The following is an 18856-nucleotide window of genomic DNA, read 5'->3' on the forward strand; positions in this document are numbered from 1 at the left end:
TAGGTTAAACTTCTCCCCCATCGTATTTTCTCTCACTGTTTCTGAGCAATGTCAACCCCCGATCGACCTTTTGCCAGTTATCACCTTTGGTCTCTAGTTGCCCCAGCAACCGGGCAAGAACGCTGGCATTGCCAGATGAGACGGGGGTTTATCAAAGCACGGCAACACGAACCACAGGTCAAAGCGCTCTTAGCGCAAGCCACCGCACCCCAGCAGATTGGCATACTCGCCCAAAAAGGTGTTTATGAGTTTCATCATCACAGGCATCTGTTGAAGCAAGCAGATGGTGTAGAAAGAGTTGCACAGTTACTGAAATTAGGCAACTCAAGCAATCAAGTCCAGCAACGCGTCTTGCAAATTTTAAAAAAATATCACGATGCTCCGTTGCTTTTGGATAAAGATATTATCCAATTAACACCGGGCGATGAAGGCTTTCCTAAACCGATAGTAATTGAACAAGAAGATTATTGCTTTCGGTTATATGCCGCTATGGACTGCGTTTTCATTGAATCTGATAGCACTTTACATATTTTAGATTTCAAAACTGGGAAGTCGGCTTTTGACCGACGACAGGCATTAGTTTATTTATTAGCTGCTCGTTATCTTTATCCAGGACGGCAAGCGGTTGCATCATTTTATAATTTAGAAATATCTAAAAAGTCAGAGTTAATTAGCATCAATAATAGTGAATTAGAATCCTTAAAATTCGAGTTAGCTAATGTTGCCCACAAGCATCAGCACGATTTGCAAAAGTATCAGGAAGAAACTACTAATTTCAGTAAAATTTTCCCTCCCAATCCGGGATCTCACTGCCGCTTTTGCCCATTTAACTCAATCTGTGATTTTGCCGATTTTAAGCAAACTCAATCATATCCACTGCCCAGTTTAAGAGTTAATAGCTAATTGGTTTACCTGTTTATCTTGGTTTAATCTTCAAAAAATAGCTGTTAAATCTTCGTATTTTTACTGTCCTCACTCTCGACTACTATCAGACAACCTAGATGTAAACTGCACCTATTTTAGTTTGGGCTGTGAGGAGTTAAGACTAATGCGATTAACGATAAATAAATCTTTTTCTAATTCAGTTGGATTTTGAACTTTTCTTTTACTTTTTATCCTTAGTTCATAAGTTTAAAAAATAGTGGTTAAACAGAGAGTATTAAGGTGCGTTAGCCTACGGCATAACACACCCTACTCACTTTCTCATGGTCTTTCACCAATTCCCAATGACCTAATTCAAAAAGGTGGTAATTCTTTAAGAATTGTGAAGCGAATATGATTAATCGCCAAATCGCCAATGGGGATATCTTCTTTGGTTAGCCGCGCACCTTGGCTTGTCACAGTTTCAAAGGTGATGCCTTTGCCAATTTCAATGTGATACCAGCATAAGCCCATAAAAAAGCGCGTCGGATAAGGCCCACCTTCAGCCACATCGTCAGGATTTGATTCCATTGGCAACCAGCCAAAATTCGGGACGTAGAACTCTAGCCAAACATGATTAAAGTCGGGTTGTAGTGGCACTCCTAGTAAGTCACTATGGGGAGGACATTTATACCTACCTACAGTCCGACAAGGGATGCCATTTAAACGGGATAGGGCAAGTAAGACGCCGACATATTCGCCACAGGAACCAACGCCCCGTTCTAAAACTGTATCTGGCGGGTCAATGTAAGGTTTAATCCCGTAAGATAATTCATCATAGACGTAGTTGCGAATGCGGTGCATTTTCCGCAGCACATTGGTTTCAGAACCAATCGCTTCTCTGGCGGCACGGCGAACAATCGTAGTATCCATTGCTAAATCGTCGTCATCCACTAGGTAGCGTGTTTGTAATTCTGGGGATACTTTAGGTATATCTTCAACATCTCTGGGTGTGATGCGATACTTAATGCCCCGAACTTCCAAAAGTGCTTTCCAGCCAAATATATGCCGTTCTCCTGGGGTAAGAGAATCAAATTTAAAGACTGCTACACGTTGCCCCTCTACCACATCTTCAGTAAAGGGTATACCAATGGGTTCAACGTGTTTCACCTTTTGACGCTCAGTTTCCGAGGGTAGGGCGATGCGCCATTCCACATCAGGCAAAGAAACCTCGTCTAAGGGTGCAATTTCCTCAGCATAGGACATTTCAATGAGATAGCCATTAGAGAGGGCGTAACGCTTATCTGGCTGGTAATGATAATACAGGGGGTGAATAAAAGTGCGATCGCGGAACGTTAGCTCATGACTCGGATCAGCATTTGGGTTGTCGCGGATATAAGGCTCCTCTGAGGCGTAAGCAACGTAAATACTTTCTTTGCCTGTTTCGCCATTTTTATGGATTGCGATGCCTGTGGGAGATTCAAAGGGTGTCAGGACACTGAATTGAAGTTCTCCCGTTGCCCTGTCCATCGCGTAAACTGATTGTTCGGTGCGATCGCAAATCCACAGCATTTCCTGACTCACTGCCAAATTCTCTATGCCAACTCCAGGGGCATAAAATCTGGTAATCTCTTTTCGGGTTTCGCGGTCAAAAATCAGAATGTAACCTAGTCTTTGGCAACTGACATAAACTGTTGTTTCCCAAACAGCAACACCATCAGCCTCATAAGGCAATGTGACAAAATGTTCTAGATCCAAAGCATTGAGCTTGCACAAGTAAACACTATTTTCTCGGCTCACCCACAAGGTATCTTCCCACGCCGCCAGACCAGTGACATCGGTAAATTCTTTAACTTGATGGGGATTGATAATTTTGCTGTTGTCAGAGGTGGGATCAATCTCTAGTAGATGCCCTTTTATACTGTCAATGGCAATCAGTCTATCTTTAATGAAAGTAATGCCACACAGGGTAGCAGCAGTAAGCGGTCGAATTATTTTTTGCCCAAACATCTGGCTTGCGGTCACAGTGGGGGGTGTGAAACTAATATTAAGCATATTTATTGAATGATTTAGCACGCCGAAGCAATTCAAAATTAAAAATTCGGCTGGAAAAATTTACTAGGTGAGGAAACCCTACTAGCACACCAGTTCGCTTGAGCGGGGGTAAATACGCAAGCGATTGGCTCAACTTTGGGCAAAATTCAAAATGTTCGCGTAGCGGATCGTAGAGAAGAAATGCAATCGTGCCATGCATTTTGGCTATTGAGCAGATGTAAATTAAAAATGGCAGCCTAAAATTAATTGTGGCATATGCTATGTAACAAAGCTTCCAAGCTCTATTACTCATAATTATCGGTACAAAGTTTTCCGAAAAACTCTTTCGTGAGAAATAATACTATCTGAAAAAAGAAGAAATTTACAAATGTTTAAGAATTACAGATCCACTTATGCAACTGGGCGATCGCCTTAATGTAACTTTAGGAAATGGAATTCCTGCCATCACTAAATTATGATCGAATTTTGTAACCATTTCCTGTGACCCACACGATGTCTGCTAATTCTCTGCCTGAAGGTGCCGCCGTTTGGCATAGTTTAGAAGTTAATAAAGCGCTAGACCTGCTTGATAGTAACGCGGACAGTGGCTTAACATCCCAAGATATTCAACAGAGGTTGCAACAATACGGCCCCAACGAATTAGAAGAAACTGCTGGCCGTAGCACTTGGGAAATTCTGCTGGATCAGTTCAAGAACATTATGTTGTTGATGCTGATTGGCGTAGCTCTGATTTCGGGGTTTTTAGACCTGATGCGTTTGCAGTCGGGCAATTTGAAGCCTGGTGAAGTGCCATTTAAAGATACGATCGCTATTTTAGCAATTGTCATCCTCAATGGCATACTCGGCTACGTCCAAGAAAGCCGTGCCGAAAAAGCCCTGGCAGCCCTGAAAAAAATGACCTCTCCCTTAGTGCGGGTCTTCCGCGACGCTAGACTGGTGGAGATAGCAGCTAAGGAACTAGTGCCAGGGGATGTAATGCAGCTGGAAGCTGGGATGCAGATAGCCGCAGATGGACGCTTGATTGAAGAGTCTAATTTACAAGTGCGTGAGTCGGCATTGACTGGTGAAGCCGAAGCGGTGAATAAACAAGCATCACTAAAATTGCCGGAGGAAACATCATTAGGCGATCGCCTAAATGTTGTGTTTCAAGGAACTGAGGTAGTCCAAGGACGAGCCAAGGTTCTGGTGACTAACACCGGAATGACTACAGAACTAGGCAAAATTGCCACCATGTTGCAGGCGGTGGAAAGTGAGCCGACGCCGTTACAGCAGCGGATGACTCAACTAGGCAATGTCTTAGTTACGGGTTCTTTGATTCTCGTGGCGATCGTCGTCGCTGGCGGTGTGATCAAGGACGGAGGTTTTAAAAACATCCAAGAACTCTTGGAAGTTTCCTTGAGTATGGCGGTTGCTGTAGTGCCAGAAGGTTTACCATCTGTAATTACCGTCACCCTGGCACTGGGAACCCAGCGAATGGTGCGCCAGAATGCCTTGATTCGCAAACTACCAGCTGTAGAAACATTGGGTTCTGTAACTACCATCTGTTCTGATAAAACCGGTACCCTGACTCAAAATAAAATGGTGGTGCAATCGGTTTCCACTAATAACAAAACCTTTGGCGTCACTGGAGAAGGTTATGCTCCCACAGGGGATTTTCAGTTAGATGGTCAAAAGATTTCCCCAGAGGAGTCGCCAGAAATCTCAGCGTTATCAGTCGCCTGTGCCGTTTGTAATGATTCGGTGTTGCAAAAAGAACAAGGGGAATGGGCGATTTTGGGAGATCCCACAGAGGGGGCATTGTTAACACTGGCGGGAAAAGCGGGAATTGAAAAAGACCAGTGGAGCAGTAAATTAACTCGCGTTGCGGAGTTTCCCTTTTCCTCGGAACGCAAGCGGATGAGCGTGATTTCTCAGGTGCAGGAAGTCGCAACAGGTGAAGCGTCTTCGAGAGGTGTTGACCCAGCCATCGCTGGTTTTCTCCAATCTGAACCTTACTTAATGTTTACCAAAGGTTCTCCAGAGTTAACCTTGGGACGTTCCACTCAGATTCATTTGGGCAATCATACAGCCCCCTTGACCGAAAAACAACGCCAGAAAATTTTGGTAGAAAATGACCAAATGGCGAGTAAAGGTCTACGGGTGCTAGGTTTTGCCTACAAACCCCTGGCACAGATCCCACCGGAAGGTTCAGACGAGACATCTGAGCAAGACTTGGTGTGGCTGGGATTAGTGGGAATGCTAGATGCACCACGCCCGGAGGTGAGATTAGCAGTCCAAGAGTGTCGAGACGCAGGCATTCGCCCAGTAATGATTACTGGTGACCACCAGTTAACAGCACGAGCGATCGCTACCGATTTGGGAATTGCCCAACAAGGCGATGCCTCCGGCAACCCCTCCGGTGTACGCCTGCTCACAGGTCAAGAATTGCAGCGAATGACTGACCAGGAATTAGAGCAAAATGTAGACCTGGTAAGCATCTATGCCAGGGTTTCTCCAGAACACAAACTGCGAATTGTCCAAGCACTGCAACGCCGGGGCAGATTTGTGGCGATGACAGGTGATGGCGTCAACGATGCCCCAGCCCTTAAACAAGCTGACATCGGTATTGCGATGGGCATTACTGGCACCGATGTAAGTAAAGAAGCCAGCGACATGGTATTACTTGATGACAACTTCGCCACCATTGTCAGCGCCACTAAGGAGGGCAGAGTTGTTTACACTAATATTCGCCGCTTTATTAAATACATCTTGGGCAGTAACATTGGCGAAGTTCTCACAATAGCATCTGCACCGTTAATTGGTTTAGGAGGCGTTCCCCTTACCCCCTTACAAATTCTGTGGATGAACTTGGTAACAGACGGTTTACCAGCTTTGGCATTAGCTGTGGAACCTCCAGAACCGGATGTGATGCAACGTCCGCCTTTTAGTCCCCGCGAAAGTATTTTCGCTAGAGGATTAGGTTCTTATATGATTCGCATTGGAATCATTTTTGCCATTATCACCATTGCCTTGATGTGGTGGGCTTATCAACATACCCATGCCGCTGGGTATCAGGGCGATCGCGATACTTGGAAGACAATGGTATTTACTACCTTGTGTATCGCCCAAATGGGTCATGCGATCGCTATTCGCTCCAATAACCGATTGACCATTGAGATGAATCCCTTTTCCAATATATTTGTACTAGCGGCTGTTGTTGTAACCACGATTTTGCAACTGATGCTAGTTTACGTCCCACCCCTGCGAGATTTCTTTGGTACTCACTACTTGAATATGCAGGAATTGGGGGTTTGTATTGGCTTCAGCGCCTTAATGTTTGTGTGGATTGAAGCGGAGAAGATATTTTTGCGGATTATGGGCAAGAAGGCTGTCTGAAAAGGAGATTTTAGATTTTAGATTTATCTTTAATCCAAAATCTAAAATCCAAAATCCAAAATCGCACTTATGTACCTCAAAACTCTAAACCTCCGACAATTTCGTAATTACCAAGACCAAAAGGTTGAGTTTAATGCTGCCAAAACAATTTTGGTAGGTAATAACGCTCAGGGAAAGTCGAATTTGTTGGAGGCGGTGGAGTTGCTGGCGACATTGCGATCGCACCGAATGACCCGCGATCGCGATTTAGTTCAAGAAGGGGAAGCTATAGCTCAAATTAATGCTACTCTTGAGCGACAAACAGGCGTGAGTGACCTTACCTTAACCTTGCGCCGTAACGGTCGTCGTAGCGTTGCTCTCAATGGTGAATCTATCCGCCGTCAAATGGATTTTCTCGGCGTTCTAAATGCAGTCCAATTTTCCAGCCTGGATTTAGAACTAGTACGCGGCGGCCCAGAAGGTCGCCGCAACTGGTTAGATACACTCTTAATTCAACTCGAACCAGTTTATGCTCACATTTTGCAGCAGTATAATCATGTGTTACGCCAGCGCAATGCTTTTTTAAAAAAAACTCAAGACTCAGCACTCAGCAATCAGGATTCAGAACTGGCGGTATGGGATGCACAGTTAGCCACCACAGGGACACGGGTAATTAGACGACGCGATCGCGCTATACAAAGATTAGCTCCGATTGCTAGTGCTTGGCACGCCAGTATCAGCGGCAGTACAGAAATTCTACAAATCAAGTATGTGCCTAATATTCCTTTAGAGGATAACCAGCCAGAAGAAGTCCAGCAAGCTTTTTTAGCAAAAATTCAGCAGCGAGCGATCGCTGAAATGCACCAAGGCACTACTCTCGTCGGCCCCCATCGAGACGAAGTAGAATTAACTATTAACCAGACACCTGCTCGTCAATACGGTTCTCAAGGTCAACAACGAACGCTGGTTCTAGCCTTAAAATTAGCAGAATTACAATTAATTGAAGAAGTCGTTAAAGAGCCACCGCTGCTATTGCTTGATGATGTTCTTGCCGAACTCGATCTGTCCCGTCAAAATCAATTGCTTGATGCTATTCAAGACCGCTTTCAGACGCTGATTACTACCACTCATTTGGGTTCTTTTGATTCCCAGTGGTTGAAGTCCTCCCAAATTCTTTTTGTGAAAGCAGGAGAAATAATCCCACAGGTCTAATAATTCTGGTTGAAAACCTGCTATATAAATTCATATTTTTACTCAGTAACACCAAATTATTTAATATTATAAAATCTGATAACTACAGATTCAAGAAGACTCATCGTTGCACTTCAGCTTAATACAAACAATCCTTACTTAGCTCGTATTTCTCACAAGTTAGGCGTTGGCAAGTCTCATAACCTTTATCTATAGCGATTCTCAATTGCATGAAATCCAGACCTAACAAAAACAGCTCTAACCCTTGTAGCGTTGAAGAGTAAGCCTCAAAGCCTCTGATGCCACGTGCTTCTCCCTACAGCCCTTCCGGCATCCTACGGCGGGCGCTAGCCTCTCACGAATGGGAGAAGGAGAGACGCTGTGCGTAGCTTGCTTCCCCGTAGGGATACAAGTCGGCACGCAAGGGCGCAGTGGCTCCTCCTTTTAGGAGAGAGGAATGGAAGTGAGGTCAGACTGTAATGCATCCAAACGAGAACCGCTATAATCTATATTTTGGGCGTTTTTGACTGATATAAGACTTAGACATTGATAGACTATGGATGTTTTTCTAACCTTTTAAAAACTTTGAGAACCAGAAAAGTCAGCAAAGCACCAATTAATCCTAACTGCCACAAACCACAGCCAGCAGCAATTCCCAAAGCAGCCGAAACCCAAATAGCCGCTGCTGAGGTGAGTCCGTGAATTTCAGGTTGCTGTGATTTTTGGGAAGATTGGCGGACAATTTCTCCAGCACCAAGAAATCCTACACCGGCTGCAATCCCTTGAATCACGTGGCTGAGTGAATCAGGGCTGGACTGTGACCCACCTGTTTGGATAATTATGAGAATAAACATGGCTGAACCTAAACTCACGAGCATATGAGTTCTTAAACCCGCTGGTTTGCGCTTAATTTGGCGTTCTAAGCCGATAATTGCTCCAATAAGTAATGCAATGCATAGCCTGAGGCTGATATTTAGCCAATCATTAGTTGCAAGGTAGTAAGTGTTTGGCAATGCTTAGTCTAGTATAGAGAATTTTATTTATATGATAAATATTAGTACAGCACGGCGAAAATCCAGCTACCATCTCAATTAACAAGACTTGTAGCAAAATCTTTTGTTAAAGGTAGGCAAACTTTCCCCAAACTGTACTAGTACAGCACGGCGCAAATAAGCAGACCATTGAAAAGCCCTAAAGAGCTTATTCCATAATACTTTTGACTTTTTAGTTTTGACTTTTGACTTTTGACTTCCGCCTTGCGGTACTAGGTTAATTATTAATATTTTGACAAAAATAGTGCAAAAATATTTTAATCTTTTATTGATGGAGTCTAATTCAACGGGTGTAATTTAATAGCCTATATCATATTTGGATTCTATCAATTCGGGAATATTTTTTTAGGTGCAAATTAATATCTTCCATTGTTAAAATTATTTCCTAATAAGATATTATTTTTGTCAATAATAAATGAAGGTTTGCATTCTTAAATTATGACAATGATCATAATCTGGGCAAACGACATGAATTTATCAGTTTATTAAATAGGTTTTTAACTATTGAAAATAACTGAACTATAAAATTCTACCTCAAATTGCTAGATTTAACTCATATACTCAATAATTAGATACCGCCATCTATAACTCTATCAAACAATTAAACCCCTGGTTTCAGGGAAGAGAGGCGAAATGAAGGAAAAAATTTGATTTACAAAAGAGTCGAACAGTATTACATTGTGTAACTAGCAATTAACCACTAATAAGGTCGGCAAATTAAACGTAAATGCTGGAAACTCTTGCTAGTAGGTAGTCAATGGATTTACGGCTGATAATGTACCAGCAGGGAATAGCTGTGATTACAAATAGACAACTGACACTAACAAATTGAGTGGACAAACTCTACTGGTTAGACCAAATTAAACTACAAGACCGCGCCAAAGTAGGTGACAAAGCGTTTTACTTGAGCAGAATCACGCAGCGTGGCTATCCGGTGGTCCCTGGTTTTGTCGTTTCGGCAGAATTTTTGCGACAATTTCTCGAAAATCTCAATAGTTCAGAGTCATTAGTGGCTGACTTACCGCATTCTTCGTTACACCTGGATGTCACTAATTGGCGTCAACTTCAGCAGGTGGCTGGTCGCTTGCGCCAAGAGATTCTGACTGCGACTGTGCCACAGCAGTGGGTGAGTACAATTTTCCAAGCAGCTAGAGAATGGCAAACTGGCTGTTTGATTCTTCGACCTACCTTGGCAGTATCGACTGCTATCCCGGGTCTAAAGAATATATCTAGTTTGCTGGAGTCGGTGTTTTGCCAGTGCGAACCCGAAGCGATCGCTTTTGCATTAAAGCGTACCTGGAGCCAGATATTTCGTGCTAGAAGTCTACTATATTGGCAGCACTTAGGAATTAACCTGCAACAAATTAGTTTAGCAGTTTTGGTTCAACCAGTTGAGAATGCGATCGCCAGTGGCTTGCTCAGAGCCAACTCCTCTGGGTGGGAAATTGAAGCTACTTGGGGATTAGGAGTTGCGATAGCTCAAGGCGAAGTCCAGCCAGATGTTTACTACATTCAACAGGCAACTGGGGTTGTGCTTGAGCAACATCTGGGCAATAAAATGCTGGCTTATAGTGTTGATGATCCAGCCCCTGAAGCTTTTTCGCAACCCGTGCCGAACTCAGTGTTAACGCCAGATCACACTTGTTTGAGTAGCTACGTAATTCAGTCAGCCCAACAAAAACAGTACGCTTTACAAGAAGAATACTTACAACAAATAATTGCTCTGGGAACTCAACTGGTAAGTGAACTAGGTAAAACTTTTACCATCAAATGGACTATTGCTCAACAAACTACATCTGGCAAGCTCTACATAACACAAGTTAGTTCTCCCCAATCTGTAATTCTCCACGGACACTTCATTAGGGGACTAGGGGCGGCAGGGGGACGGGTTGTGGCAAAGGCCCTAGTAATTACTAATCCGCAACACAAACCTGAACAACTACCTGAGGGAGTAATTTTAGTAATACCAACGATCGCACCTGATTGGCTACCATTACTGCAACAAGTTGCTGGTATTATTACCGAACAAGGCGGATTAACCAGCCACGCTGCAATTCTTGCCAGAGAATTAGGTATCACAGCAGTAGTGAACGCAACATCTGCTACAAGCTTAATCCAAACTGGCGAACGACTGCTGCTCGATGGCGACAGAGGAGAAGTTTATCGGATCAAAGGAAACTCAAAGGAGGAGATGGAAAGTGGGAGACTGGGAGGAGAAAATTTTATTTCCCCAAATCAGCCCAACCCCAAAACGCCCCATCCTCCTCTTACTTCTCGTCTACCTATGATTGCTACCCAACTGCTGGTTAACTTGAGTCAGTCGATTTTAATAAAACAAGTGCAAAGTTTCCCTGTGGATGGGGTGGGATTGTTGCGCTCAGAATTAATGGTACTAAATATATTGTCCGGGCAACATCCCAATAATTGGATTTTAGGCGGACGTCAGGCAGAATTGTTAGAGTTATGGTCTGAGCAGATTATGCAGTTTGCCCGTGCTTTTGCACCAAGACCAGTTTTTTATCGTTCTTTAGATTGGCGATCGCAGGATTTCCCTTCATTGAATGATAATTTACAATCTTCACCCCAGTCGATGTTGGGTGAACGTGGCACCTTCAGCTATTTACGAAATCCCGCAGTATTTGAGTTAGAACTGAAAGCTTTAGCGAGTGTACAGCAAGCTGGCTACAGCAATGTCAATCTACTGTTGCCTTTTGTTCGGACTGTAGAAGAGTTTGTCTTTTGCCGTCGCAAAGTTGAGCAAGCTCTTTTAACTGAGGTGTCACAGTTTCAATTGTGGATGATGGCAGAAGTGCCAAGTGTATTGTTTTTACTGCCAGAATATGTCAAAGCAGGTGCAGCTGGAATTTCTATTGGTACAAACGACCTAACCCAATTACTGCTAGGAGTGGATCGAGAACAAGGACAGTTAGCAAAAGTATTTAATGAACTTCATCCGGCAGTTATGAAGGCGATCGCTCAACTGATCCAAATGGCTAAAAGTGCTGGCATACCTTGTTCAATCTGCGGTCAAGCACCAGCCCTCTATCCAGAAATTATTGATAAGTTAGTGGAATGGGGCATAACTTCCATTTCTGTTGAACCGGAAGCAGTCGAGCGAACATATCAGGCGATCGCTCGGGCTGAACAACGTTTAATTTTAGCAGCTGCACGACGAAAACTTCATTAGTTAAGAGTAATTCAATTTTAGATTTTTCCTTCAATTCAAAATTCAAAATCTTAAATAAATTTTAAAATGTCTTTGATGCTGAGTATGCATATTAGTAAAAATGATCAACAATTCTGAGTGTTATGAAAGTCTTAGTTACTGGCAACGAAGGAATGATTGGTTCAGTTGTTGAAAAAGTTTTACGTGCTGACGGATGTGAAGTGATTGGCTTTGATATTGCAAATGGTCATAATATTCTGAATCCAAATGAAATTGGTTCGGCACTTAAAGGCTGCGATGCAGTTGTTCATCTTGCAGCGCTACTTGGACACTCTGAAGATGTGCCGGATGAAATAATGGCAGTCAATCTTCTCGGAACTTGGCATATTCTTTCAGCTGCGGTAGAAGCAAAACTCAAACGTGTTGTTTTCTTTAGTAGTGTTGATGTATTAGGAATCTTTAAAGGTGAGAGAAAACCGGATTATCTTCCTTTGGATGACAATCATCCTTGTTATCCAACTACCCCTTATGCCATTTCCAAACACCTTGGTGAAAAGATGTGTCAATACTTTACTGATAGCACAGATATCCCAACTATTTGTCTGCGACCACCAGGTGTTTTTGATGAAGACACTTACGATTTCATTATTTCAAATCGGCAAGCTAATCCCAATTTTGAGTGGAATCCATTTTGGGAATACGGTGCTTTTCTAGATGTGAGAGACACCGCAGAAGCAGCGCGTTCCGCTTTATATTGCCCTAATCCTGGTCATGTTACCTTGCTACTATGCGCTGATAACATTTCTTCGGCGCATCGAACTAGTCAAGAAATGGCTCAATCTCTACTTCCTGAAGTGGATTGGCGCGGAGGTGATGAATATGAAGATGAACCTTATAAAGCCTTGATTAATACCCAACTCGCTAAAGAAATTCTTCAGTGGGTTCCGCGTTACAAATGGCGACCATAAAGCAAGGCTTCAGCAGCGAATAGTAATCATCATTGGTTTTGTATGTATAGCATTGTAAGAATTGTAAATTGTTGCAGTAATGAATCCACTCGTTGGTAATAAGCCGCTGAGACAATTTATTGGCGGTTGTTAGATGGGTTTAGTTGCATCTTTCTTTTGACAGGAAATATTTTTCAGGAGAATTACTAATTAAAACCCCAAATCTCAAAGCCCAAATTGCCACGAACATCAAACGTTTGGCGTGTTAGAGTTTGCACGTCCTGAGTTGATCCCTATTCTACTATCTGGTTGGCTAAGACCTAAAGTTACTCGTTTCATAATCCAGTACAAACCGGCAAGTACCACAAAGGTAATAGCAATAATTACTAGGGGCTGTTTCCCAAGAATTTCTTCTACTCCTTTGGTTAGTACGGCATCGGGTTGAGTAATAAAATCCCAACTGTTGAAACGCAAAAATCGCCCCCAATAAACACCAACAGCACAGAGAAAATGTGTGATCAACTCAAAGCGCCAAATCCACTGGCTTTTGTCAATGCGATGTAAGTAGTAACCCCAATTAATTAACGAGATTACATAAGCTTCAAATCCACCTAAAATTACTAACAAATATACAGGAATGAGTACCAAAGTAATCATCCAAATCGATTGAATCGTGCGGATATCGTCTATCAGGTGAATTACATCAGTCAACAAATATGGTGCATTCGGTAAGAAAGCATAGAAAACTAAGAATCCCAGCCACCAAAGCCAAGTGCCACCACGCCGAAAGCGAAATAACCATACACTCAAAGCTAAAGGTATAAAAGCCAGAAATAAATTCCAAGTCATCCAACTCATATTAATTCGCAAGACCTGCACAACTCTGGCTATCAATTCTTCTTTCATAGGTGCTAACTCAGAAGACGTTTGATTGATCTAGATTCACTATGTAGTGTTAGTATTAACCTCAGTGATTGACTGATGAAATTTTTGTATCCCCAGGAAATTTATTTCCTCCAAGACCAGACAAGGCTTTTGTGTCATTTGAAGGAAAATGTACACTGATATGATATATGTATGAAATTTAGAGTTTTTATATCTTTCATATTGGGGGATGAAATTTATCAATCAATCAGCTTAAATCACTAGTATAGCCAGAAAAATCATCAGGGTAAAATTTACCATAGAAAGAAAGTCTGAGCTACAAAAACGCCGCACAATAACTGACTGTGGACTTTTTTATGGGAATGTTGCCCCTGTCCTAGCTTATTGATTTTATTTTGCCTTACTCGAGTTCCAGAAGCATCCTAAAGCTTTTGCAAGAGACTGAGAATAATCGTGTAATCCCTTGGAACTAACGAATTCGCCAAATTGGATTATTCTGGCTGGCTACAATACTTATTCATTTCATTCACTAAGGTATCCGACTGCTTGCCAACAGTTGTAGCTGCTGTCAGTGCTGAGTCAATTTCGACTCTGGCCTTTTCAATTTTTTCTCTACCCGATGCCGAGGCTTCTGCTGTTTTGGTTGCACCAAGCGCCTTAGCTGCTTTGGCGATCGCTTCACTGAGATTCTGAAAAATTTTGACAAAACTGCTTTGAAATTCTTTCAGCTTGGGGTCTGTTAACTTCAGTTCCCCAATCGATTTAGTTACAAATTCTAAATCTTTAGACAGTTGTAAGCTGGTGATCACTTGCGTTCCTTTATTTTTATCAATCAAAGAAGTTCCAGCATTCACAACTCGAATCAGTCGCTGGCACTGGGAGACTTTATTTCCGTTGCAACTAGTAATGAACAAAGCAATGCTTAGGCTAAGAAAAGCAATAACAGTATATTTATGTGAAATAGACATTAACACCCCAACAGCAATAAAACCCAGAATATAGTATCCAGGATTATGAGGAAAAAAGTAACTAAGTAGACGGATTAGGCATTGGGCATGGGTTATTCCCCTCATCAAGTGCCTAAAATCACGGGTAAACACTTTTAAAATAACCTCTTAATAGGGGTGCAAAGCCTTGTGCCCCAAAAGTGCGAGTCTTTTAGTGATTTCACCTACTTACTACATTTTCCATTTAGTCGCAATCACTACTTTATATTTATTTCTCTATTTTCTCACTAATGATTTTGGATTGGTATATTAGCCCTATTAAATACTAAAAAATCTTCACATAGTCTTGATAAACTGTATATTTGTTGACTTGGGTGACTTAATGGTACAGTATTAATTAGTTTTTTGTCTAAAAAAATTTATGGAAATTGGATTTTACTATAAAAACGAGTGGTTAAATTTAAAGTTTAGATGAAGTTTAGGTAAATATTTTGAATTGAGGTACGGGAATTATTAAACTTTTCAAAACAGCTAACTGTAACAAAAGTATTCATTAAATTTTGACTAACCAGTTTTAGTCAAGGAAGCCAGCAGATGTTTGGCTTGATTCCCCTCGGTCTTTACACATCCTCGTTCTGTAATGTGAAATTATGAAGACAAACTCATCCAAGCTGTTAACAGTACCAACTGGCCCACTAAAGATTTCAGAGTTGCCCCCTAACGGTGTGGGTACAAGTAGTGAATCTACCCATCTTTCCCTAGTAATTCCTACTTACAAAGAGCGTGACAACATTAAGAATGTGGTCAGCATATTGAGTCAGTTACTGGATGAATCTATTCCAGGAAAGTATGAATTGATTGTGGTAGACGATGATAGCCCAGACCGAACTTGGGAAGTAGCAGAATCCTTGACGACAGAATACCCACAGTTGCGGGTGATGCGACGCCAACAGGAACGGGGGCTGTCCTCAGCAGTGATTCGTGGGTGGCAAGCAGCTACGGGGAGTGTGTTGGGGGTGATTGATGGAGATTTGCAGCATCCACCAGAGGTGCTGATGCAACTGTTGCGTAGTATTGAGCAGGGAGCAGATATAGCCGTAGCTAGCCGTCATGTAGAAGGAGGAGGTGTAAGTAGCTGGAGTGTTGTCAGGCGTTTCTTGTCTCGTGGCGCTCAACTGTTAGGCTTAGTGATTTTACCAGGGGTACTGGGCAGAGTTTCCGACCCCATGAGTGGTTATTTTATGGTACGTCGGAGTGCGATCGCCAATGCAACACTCAATCCAGTCGGATATAAAATTCTCCTAGAAGTAATCGGGCGGGGAAAAGTAGACCAAGTTGCCGAAGTTGGGTATGTGTTCTGCGAACGCAAAGAGGGTGAGAGTAAGGTGACATGGAAGCAATATATAGATTACATCCACCACTTAGTGCGATTGCGGCTTTCCACAGGGCGAGTCGGACGATTGAGTAGAAAAGTCAATTTCCCCGTTGGCCGATTCCTCCGCTTTGGGTTGGTTGGCTTTAGTGGTGTGTTTGTGGATTTAACGGTGTTTTACTTGCTGCGGACTGTGATTCATTTAGGTTTAACTCGCAGTACGATTCTTTCGGCCGGAGTGGCAATCATAAATAATTTTCTATGGAATGATTTATGGACTTTTGGTGATATTTCTCGGAGGCAACGTGATCCGCATCAACGTTTCAAGCGATTCTTGAAGTTCAGTGTGATCTGTTTGGCAGGAGTTGTATTACAAGCTCTAATAATTAACTTTCTCTATAATGTCTTGGGGATAAATCAGTATTTAGCTAAGTTGATAGCGATCGCAGTTGCTACCATCTGGAATTTTTGGATTAATTTGAAACTTAGCTGGCGCGTCACCGACGTGAAATAATCACAACGAGGGATTTGAGATTTTGATTTTTGTTTTTAGACTTTAGAACGAACTTAAATCTCAAACGTCAAATCTACAAATCCATTCCTGTGAGGACCAGCAATGAGAGTTTTTTTCCAAGGTGCATTTGATTTTTACAGAAAAATTATCTCGTTGCTACCTGTATATGCTACCCATTTCCTGTCTCTGGCAGATACAAACTCTGGCTTACAACACAAGCATTGGCATCATTGGCAGACTCGCCTCCCTCCTTCCTGGCTTCACCCCTTGCTGAACTTGATGTGGTTAATCATCGGCATCAACTTGCGCCTAGCCAACTTGACTGCAAAGCCTCCTTGGACTGATGAGTTTTCCACCTTGGTGTTTAGCTTGGGGAATACTTTTTTATCAGTACCCCTAGATCAAGCGATCGCACCTGATATCCTGTTACAACCACTGCAACCAAACCCAGCAGCTAGCATTGGTGATGTCATTCATAACTTAGTTACACAAGATAACCATCCACCACTATATTTTGTGCTGGCTTACTTGTGGATGAAATTATTTCCCAGCGAAGGAGGATTAGTATCGCTGTTTGCTGCGCGATCACTACCAGCTATAATCGGTGCTGCCTCCATTCCATGTATTTACATATTAGGTAGGCTAGCGTTTCGTTCGCCATTAGTGGGACATTTGGCTGCTGCCATGATGGCAGTATCACCCTACGGCGTCTTTTTAGCACAAGAAGCACGCCAATACAGCTTGGCAGCCTTATGGGTAACTGCTTCCCTTACCTGCTTAGTAATTGCCACCCATCATATTCAAAACCGTACACCTTTACCCATCTGGATAGCACTTCTCTGGGTAGGAATTAATGCTTTAGGTGTTGCTACTCATTACTTCTTCACTCTCACCCTCTGCACAGAAGGTGTAGTTTTGATTTTTCTTGCTTGGCATCAATTGCAGACTAGCAGCAAATTTTCTCTTTTATTTTCTCCTCCCTGGCGGCGCATCTATGCCGTTGCTATAGGTACTTTTGTGGCGAGTTTAATTTGGCTACCAATCTTTTTACAAAATAGAAATCGTGATAATTTGACCGAGTGGATTCGAGGTTCTCGCGTCGGACTAGATTGGTTCAGCCCAATTTTTCAAGCTTTAGGAACATTGATTGCAATGATTTCCCTCCTCCCAGTTGAATCTTCACAGATATTGGTTGTGATTCCTTCTGGACTGGTGATGTTGATTTTCTTTATTTGGGCAGTACCAATTTTGCTGCGTGGGATCAAGATTCAACTACAGCACCCAGAAACCCGGATTATGATTCAGGTGTTTGCTGGAGTCATTATCAGTGCGATCGCTTTATTTTTTATTTTTACGTACTTTTTGGGGATTGACTTGACCAGGGGTGCTCGCTATAACTTTGTTTACTTTCCTGCCATTGTTATTTTACTAGGGGCAAGTCTGGCAGTGTGTTGGCATCCTCCCAAGGAATGGATAGGAAGAGAACAAGGGAAAAATGGCATAAAAAGCATAGGTAAATGGGGAATAAACGGGAAAAAAGCCGTGATCTTAATTTGGTTAATGGGATTTTTTAGTGCAGTAACAGTATTCTGCAATCTCGGCTATCAAAAATATTATCGCCCTGACCTTTTTGTGCAACTAATCCAACAAATATCCCCAGTGCCAGTACTGATTGCCACTACCCACAAAACCTATGTACACACTGGGGAAATGATGGGGGTAGCTAGGGAGATTAAACTTGCCAATTTACCTGAAAAACCTTTGTTTATTCTTGCCCATCAAGACCAAGACCCGAATACTTCCACCATTGCTCTGGAAAATACTTTAAAGAAATTACCACGACCTTTTGACTTGTGGCTGGTAAACTTTCACGCACCTATAGCAGAAACCGTAAAAACATGCGTTAAATCTGACACTCATTCTTTGCCAAGCATAAACGGCTACGAATATGAACTTTATCATTGCCAGCAGAGTTAATAAGCTGGGGAATGGGGGATGAGGGAGCAGAGGAGCAGGGGAGAGTTAAAACTGGATTCATCCACCTTTGATACGCGTTCATCCATCTTTGATACTCGTTCATCCATCTTTGATACTCGTTCATCCACCTTTGATACGCGTTCATCCACCTTTGATACGCGTTCATCCACCTTTGATACGCGTTCATCCACCTTTAATACTCGTTCATCCACCTTTGATACTCGTTCATCCACCTCGGAACTCCGTTCATCCACCTCGGAACTCCGTTCATCCACCTCGGAACTCCGTTCATCCATCTCAGAACCTCAAAGCTTCCAATGCCCCATGCCCGATACAACTCTTGGAGAGGCTGCGCCCTAAGCGTAGCTATGCCGCAGGCTTTACGGCTTCGCCCAAGTCTTGGAGAGGCTGCACCAACGGCTACGCTCACGACAAGCTCAGTACAAGTGCCCAATGCCCCAATCTAGATGCATTTTGTGGAAGTTCCTCAAATATCAAGATCCATAGCAAACTAAAGAAGGAAGAACAAAACATA

The 18856-nt window shown here is 42.6% G+C and carries 12 protein-coding genes; 7 read left to right on the forward strand and 5 right to left on the reverse strand.

Translation table 11 applies throughout. The annotated features are described in order from the left end of the window. Nucleotides 1–48 precede the first annotated feature (48 nt). Nucleotides 49–903: a PD-(D/E)XK nuclease family protein gene (locus tag V7K46_RS19550; protein WP_335115950.1), complete on the forward strand. Its 855-nt coding sequence runs from the start codon at nucleotides 49–51 to the stop codon at nucleotides 901–903. Nucleotides 904–1236: 333 nt separating this feature from the next. On the opposite strand, the gene V7K46_RS19555 is transcribed toward V7K46_RS19550, so the two are convergent. Beyond that, a complete protein-coding gene (locus V7K46_RS19555; protein ID WP_335115952.1) occupies nucleotides 1237–2916 on the reverse strand; it encodes a transglutaminase family protein in 1680 nt (559 codons plus the stop codon). A 492-nt stretch (nucleotides 2917–3408) separates the two neighbouring features. On the opposite strand from V7K46_RS19555, the gene V7K46_RS19560 reads away from it, so the two are divergent. After that, on the forward strand, nucleotides 3409–6291 hold the full coding sequence (locus V7K46_RS19560) for a cation-translocating P-type ATPase (RefSeq protein ID WP_335115954.1): 2883 nt from the start codon (nucleotides 3409–3411) through the stop codon (nucleotides 6289–6291). Nucleotides 6292–6360: 69 nt separating this feature from the next. Beyond that, nucleotides 6361–7482 (forward strand): DNA replication/repair protein RecF, encoded by a 1122-nt coding sequence (recF, locus tag V7K46_RS19565; protein WP_335115956.1) that lies wholly within the window; start codon nucleotides 6361–6363, stop codon nucleotides 7480–7482. Nucleotides 7483–8015: 533 nt separating this feature from the next. Here recF and V7K46_RS19570 read toward each other — a convergent pair. Further along, nucleotides 8016–8474, reverse strand: a complete 459-nt coding sequence (locus V7K46_RS19570; RefSeq protein WP_335115957.1) for an MgtC/SapB family protein — start codon at nucleotides 8472–8474, stop codon at nucleotides 8016–8018. An 871-nt stretch (nucleotides 8475–9345) separates the two neighbouring features. Between V7K46_RS19570 and V7K46_RS19575 the strand changes: the two genes are divergently transcribed. Together V7K46_RS19575 and V7K46_RS19580 are read left to right on the forward strand one after the other, a co-directional pair. Beyond that, the gene (locus tag V7K46_RS19575) at nucleotides 9346–11700 is read left to right on the forward strand and encodes a putative PEP-binding protein (protein ID WP_335115959.1); all 2355 of its coding nucleotides are present in this window, start codon (nucleotides 9346–9348) and stop codon (nucleotides 11698–11700) included. A gap of 122 nt (nucleotides 11701–11822) precedes the next feature. Continuing rightward, complete coding sequence (locus V7K46_RS19580) at nucleotides 11823–12647, forward strand: NAD-dependent epimerase/dehydratase family protein (RefSeq protein WP_335115961.1); 825 nt, start codon at nucleotides 11823–11825, stop codon at nucleotides 12645–12647. A gap of 228 nt (nucleotides 12648–12875) precedes the next feature. Here V7K46_RS19580 and V7K46_RS19585 read toward each other — a convergent pair whose 3' ends face one another. Both V7K46_RS19585 and V7K46_RS19590 read right to left on the reverse strand, forming a co-directional pair. After that, a complete protein-coding gene (locus tag V7K46_RS19585) occupies nucleotides 12876–13532 on the reverse strand; it encodes a DUF1361 domain-containing protein (RefSeq protein WP_335115963.1) in 657 nt (218 codons plus the stop codon). Nucleotides 13533–14002: 470 nt separating this feature from the next. Next, a complete protein-coding gene (locus tag V7K46_RS19590; RefSeq protein WP_335115965.1) occupies nucleotides 14003–14479 on the reverse strand; it encodes a hypothetical protein in 477 nt (158 codons plus the stop codon). Between the two features lie 629 nt (nucleotides 14480–15108). Here V7K46_RS19590 and V7K46_RS19595 point away from each other — a divergent pair. Both V7K46_RS19595 and V7K46_RS19600 read left to right on the forward strand, forming a co-directional pair. Then, on the forward strand, nucleotides 15109–16344 hold the full coding sequence (locus tag V7K46_RS19595) for a glycosyltransferase (protein ID WP_335115967.1): 1236 nt from the start codon (nucleotides 15109–15111) through the stop codon (nucleotides 16342–16344). 102 nt (nucleotides 16345–16446) lie between these two features. Next, entirely contained in the window at nucleotides 16447–18321 is a 1875-nt protein-coding gene (locus V7K46_RS19600; RefSeq protein ID WP_442939854.1) for a glycosyltransferase family 39 protein, read from the forward strand. Here V7K46_RS19600 and V7K46_RS19605 read toward each other — a convergent pair. Beyond that, on the reverse strand, nucleotides 18318–18617 hold the full coding sequence (locus tag V7K46_RS19605; protein ID WP_335115969.1) for a hypothetical protein: 300 nt from the start codon (nucleotides 18615–18617) through the stop codon (nucleotides 18318–18320). The two genes, V7K46_RS19600 and V7K46_RS19605, sit on opposite strands and share 4 nt — an antisense overlap. Between the last annotated feature and the right edge of the window lie 239 nt (nucleotides 18618–18856).

This window comes from Nostoc sp., assembly GCF_036917395.1.
Classification (GTDB): domain Bacteria; phylum Cyanobacteriota; class Cyanobacteriia; order Cyanobacteriales; family Nostocaceae; genus Nostoc.

Excerpts from the sequence above, each read along its gene's own strand:
- V7K46_RS19560 (WP_335115954.1), top strand. The coding sequence starts at position 3,409 with ATGTCTGCTAATTCTCTGCCTGAAGGTGCCGCCGTTTGGCATAGTTTA.
- V7K46_RS19590 (WP_335115965.1), bottom strand. The coding sequence starts at position 14,479 with ATGTCTATTTCACATAAATATACTGTTATTGCTTTTCTTAGCCTAAGC.
- V7K46_RS19580 (WP_335115961.1), top strand. The coding sequence starts at position 11,823 with ATGAAAGTCTTAGTTACTGGCAACGAAGGAATGATTGGTTCAGTTGTT.
- V7K46_RS19595 (WP_335115967.1), top strand. The coding sequence starts at position 15,109 with ATGAAGACAAACTCATCCAAGCTGTTAACAGTACCAACTGGCCCACTA.
- V7K46_RS19585 (WP_335115963.1), bottom strand. The coding sequence starts at position 13,532 with ATGAAAGAAGAATTGATAGCCAGAGTTGTGCAGGTCTTGCGAATTAAT.
- recF (WP_335115956.1), top strand. The coding sequence starts at position 6,361 with ATGTACCTCAAAACTCTAAACCTCCGACAATTTCGTAATTACCAAGAC.
- V7K46_RS19550 (WP_335115950.1), top strand. The coding sequence starts at position 49 with ATGTCAACCCCCGATCGACCTTTTGCCAGTTATCACCTTTGGTCTCTA.
- V7K46_RS19600 (WP_442939854.1), top strand. The coding sequence starts at position 16,447 with ATGAGAGTTTTTTTCCAAGGTGCATTTGATTTTTACAGAAAAATTATC.
- V7K46_RS19555 (WP_335115952.1), bottom strand. The coding sequence starts at position 2,916 with ATGCTTAATATTAGTTTCACACCCCCCACTGTGACCGCAAGCCAGATG.
- V7K46_RS19605 (WP_335115969.1), bottom strand. The coding sequence starts at position 18,617 with ATGGATGAACGGAGTTCCGAGGTGGATGAACGGAGTTCCGAGGTGGAT.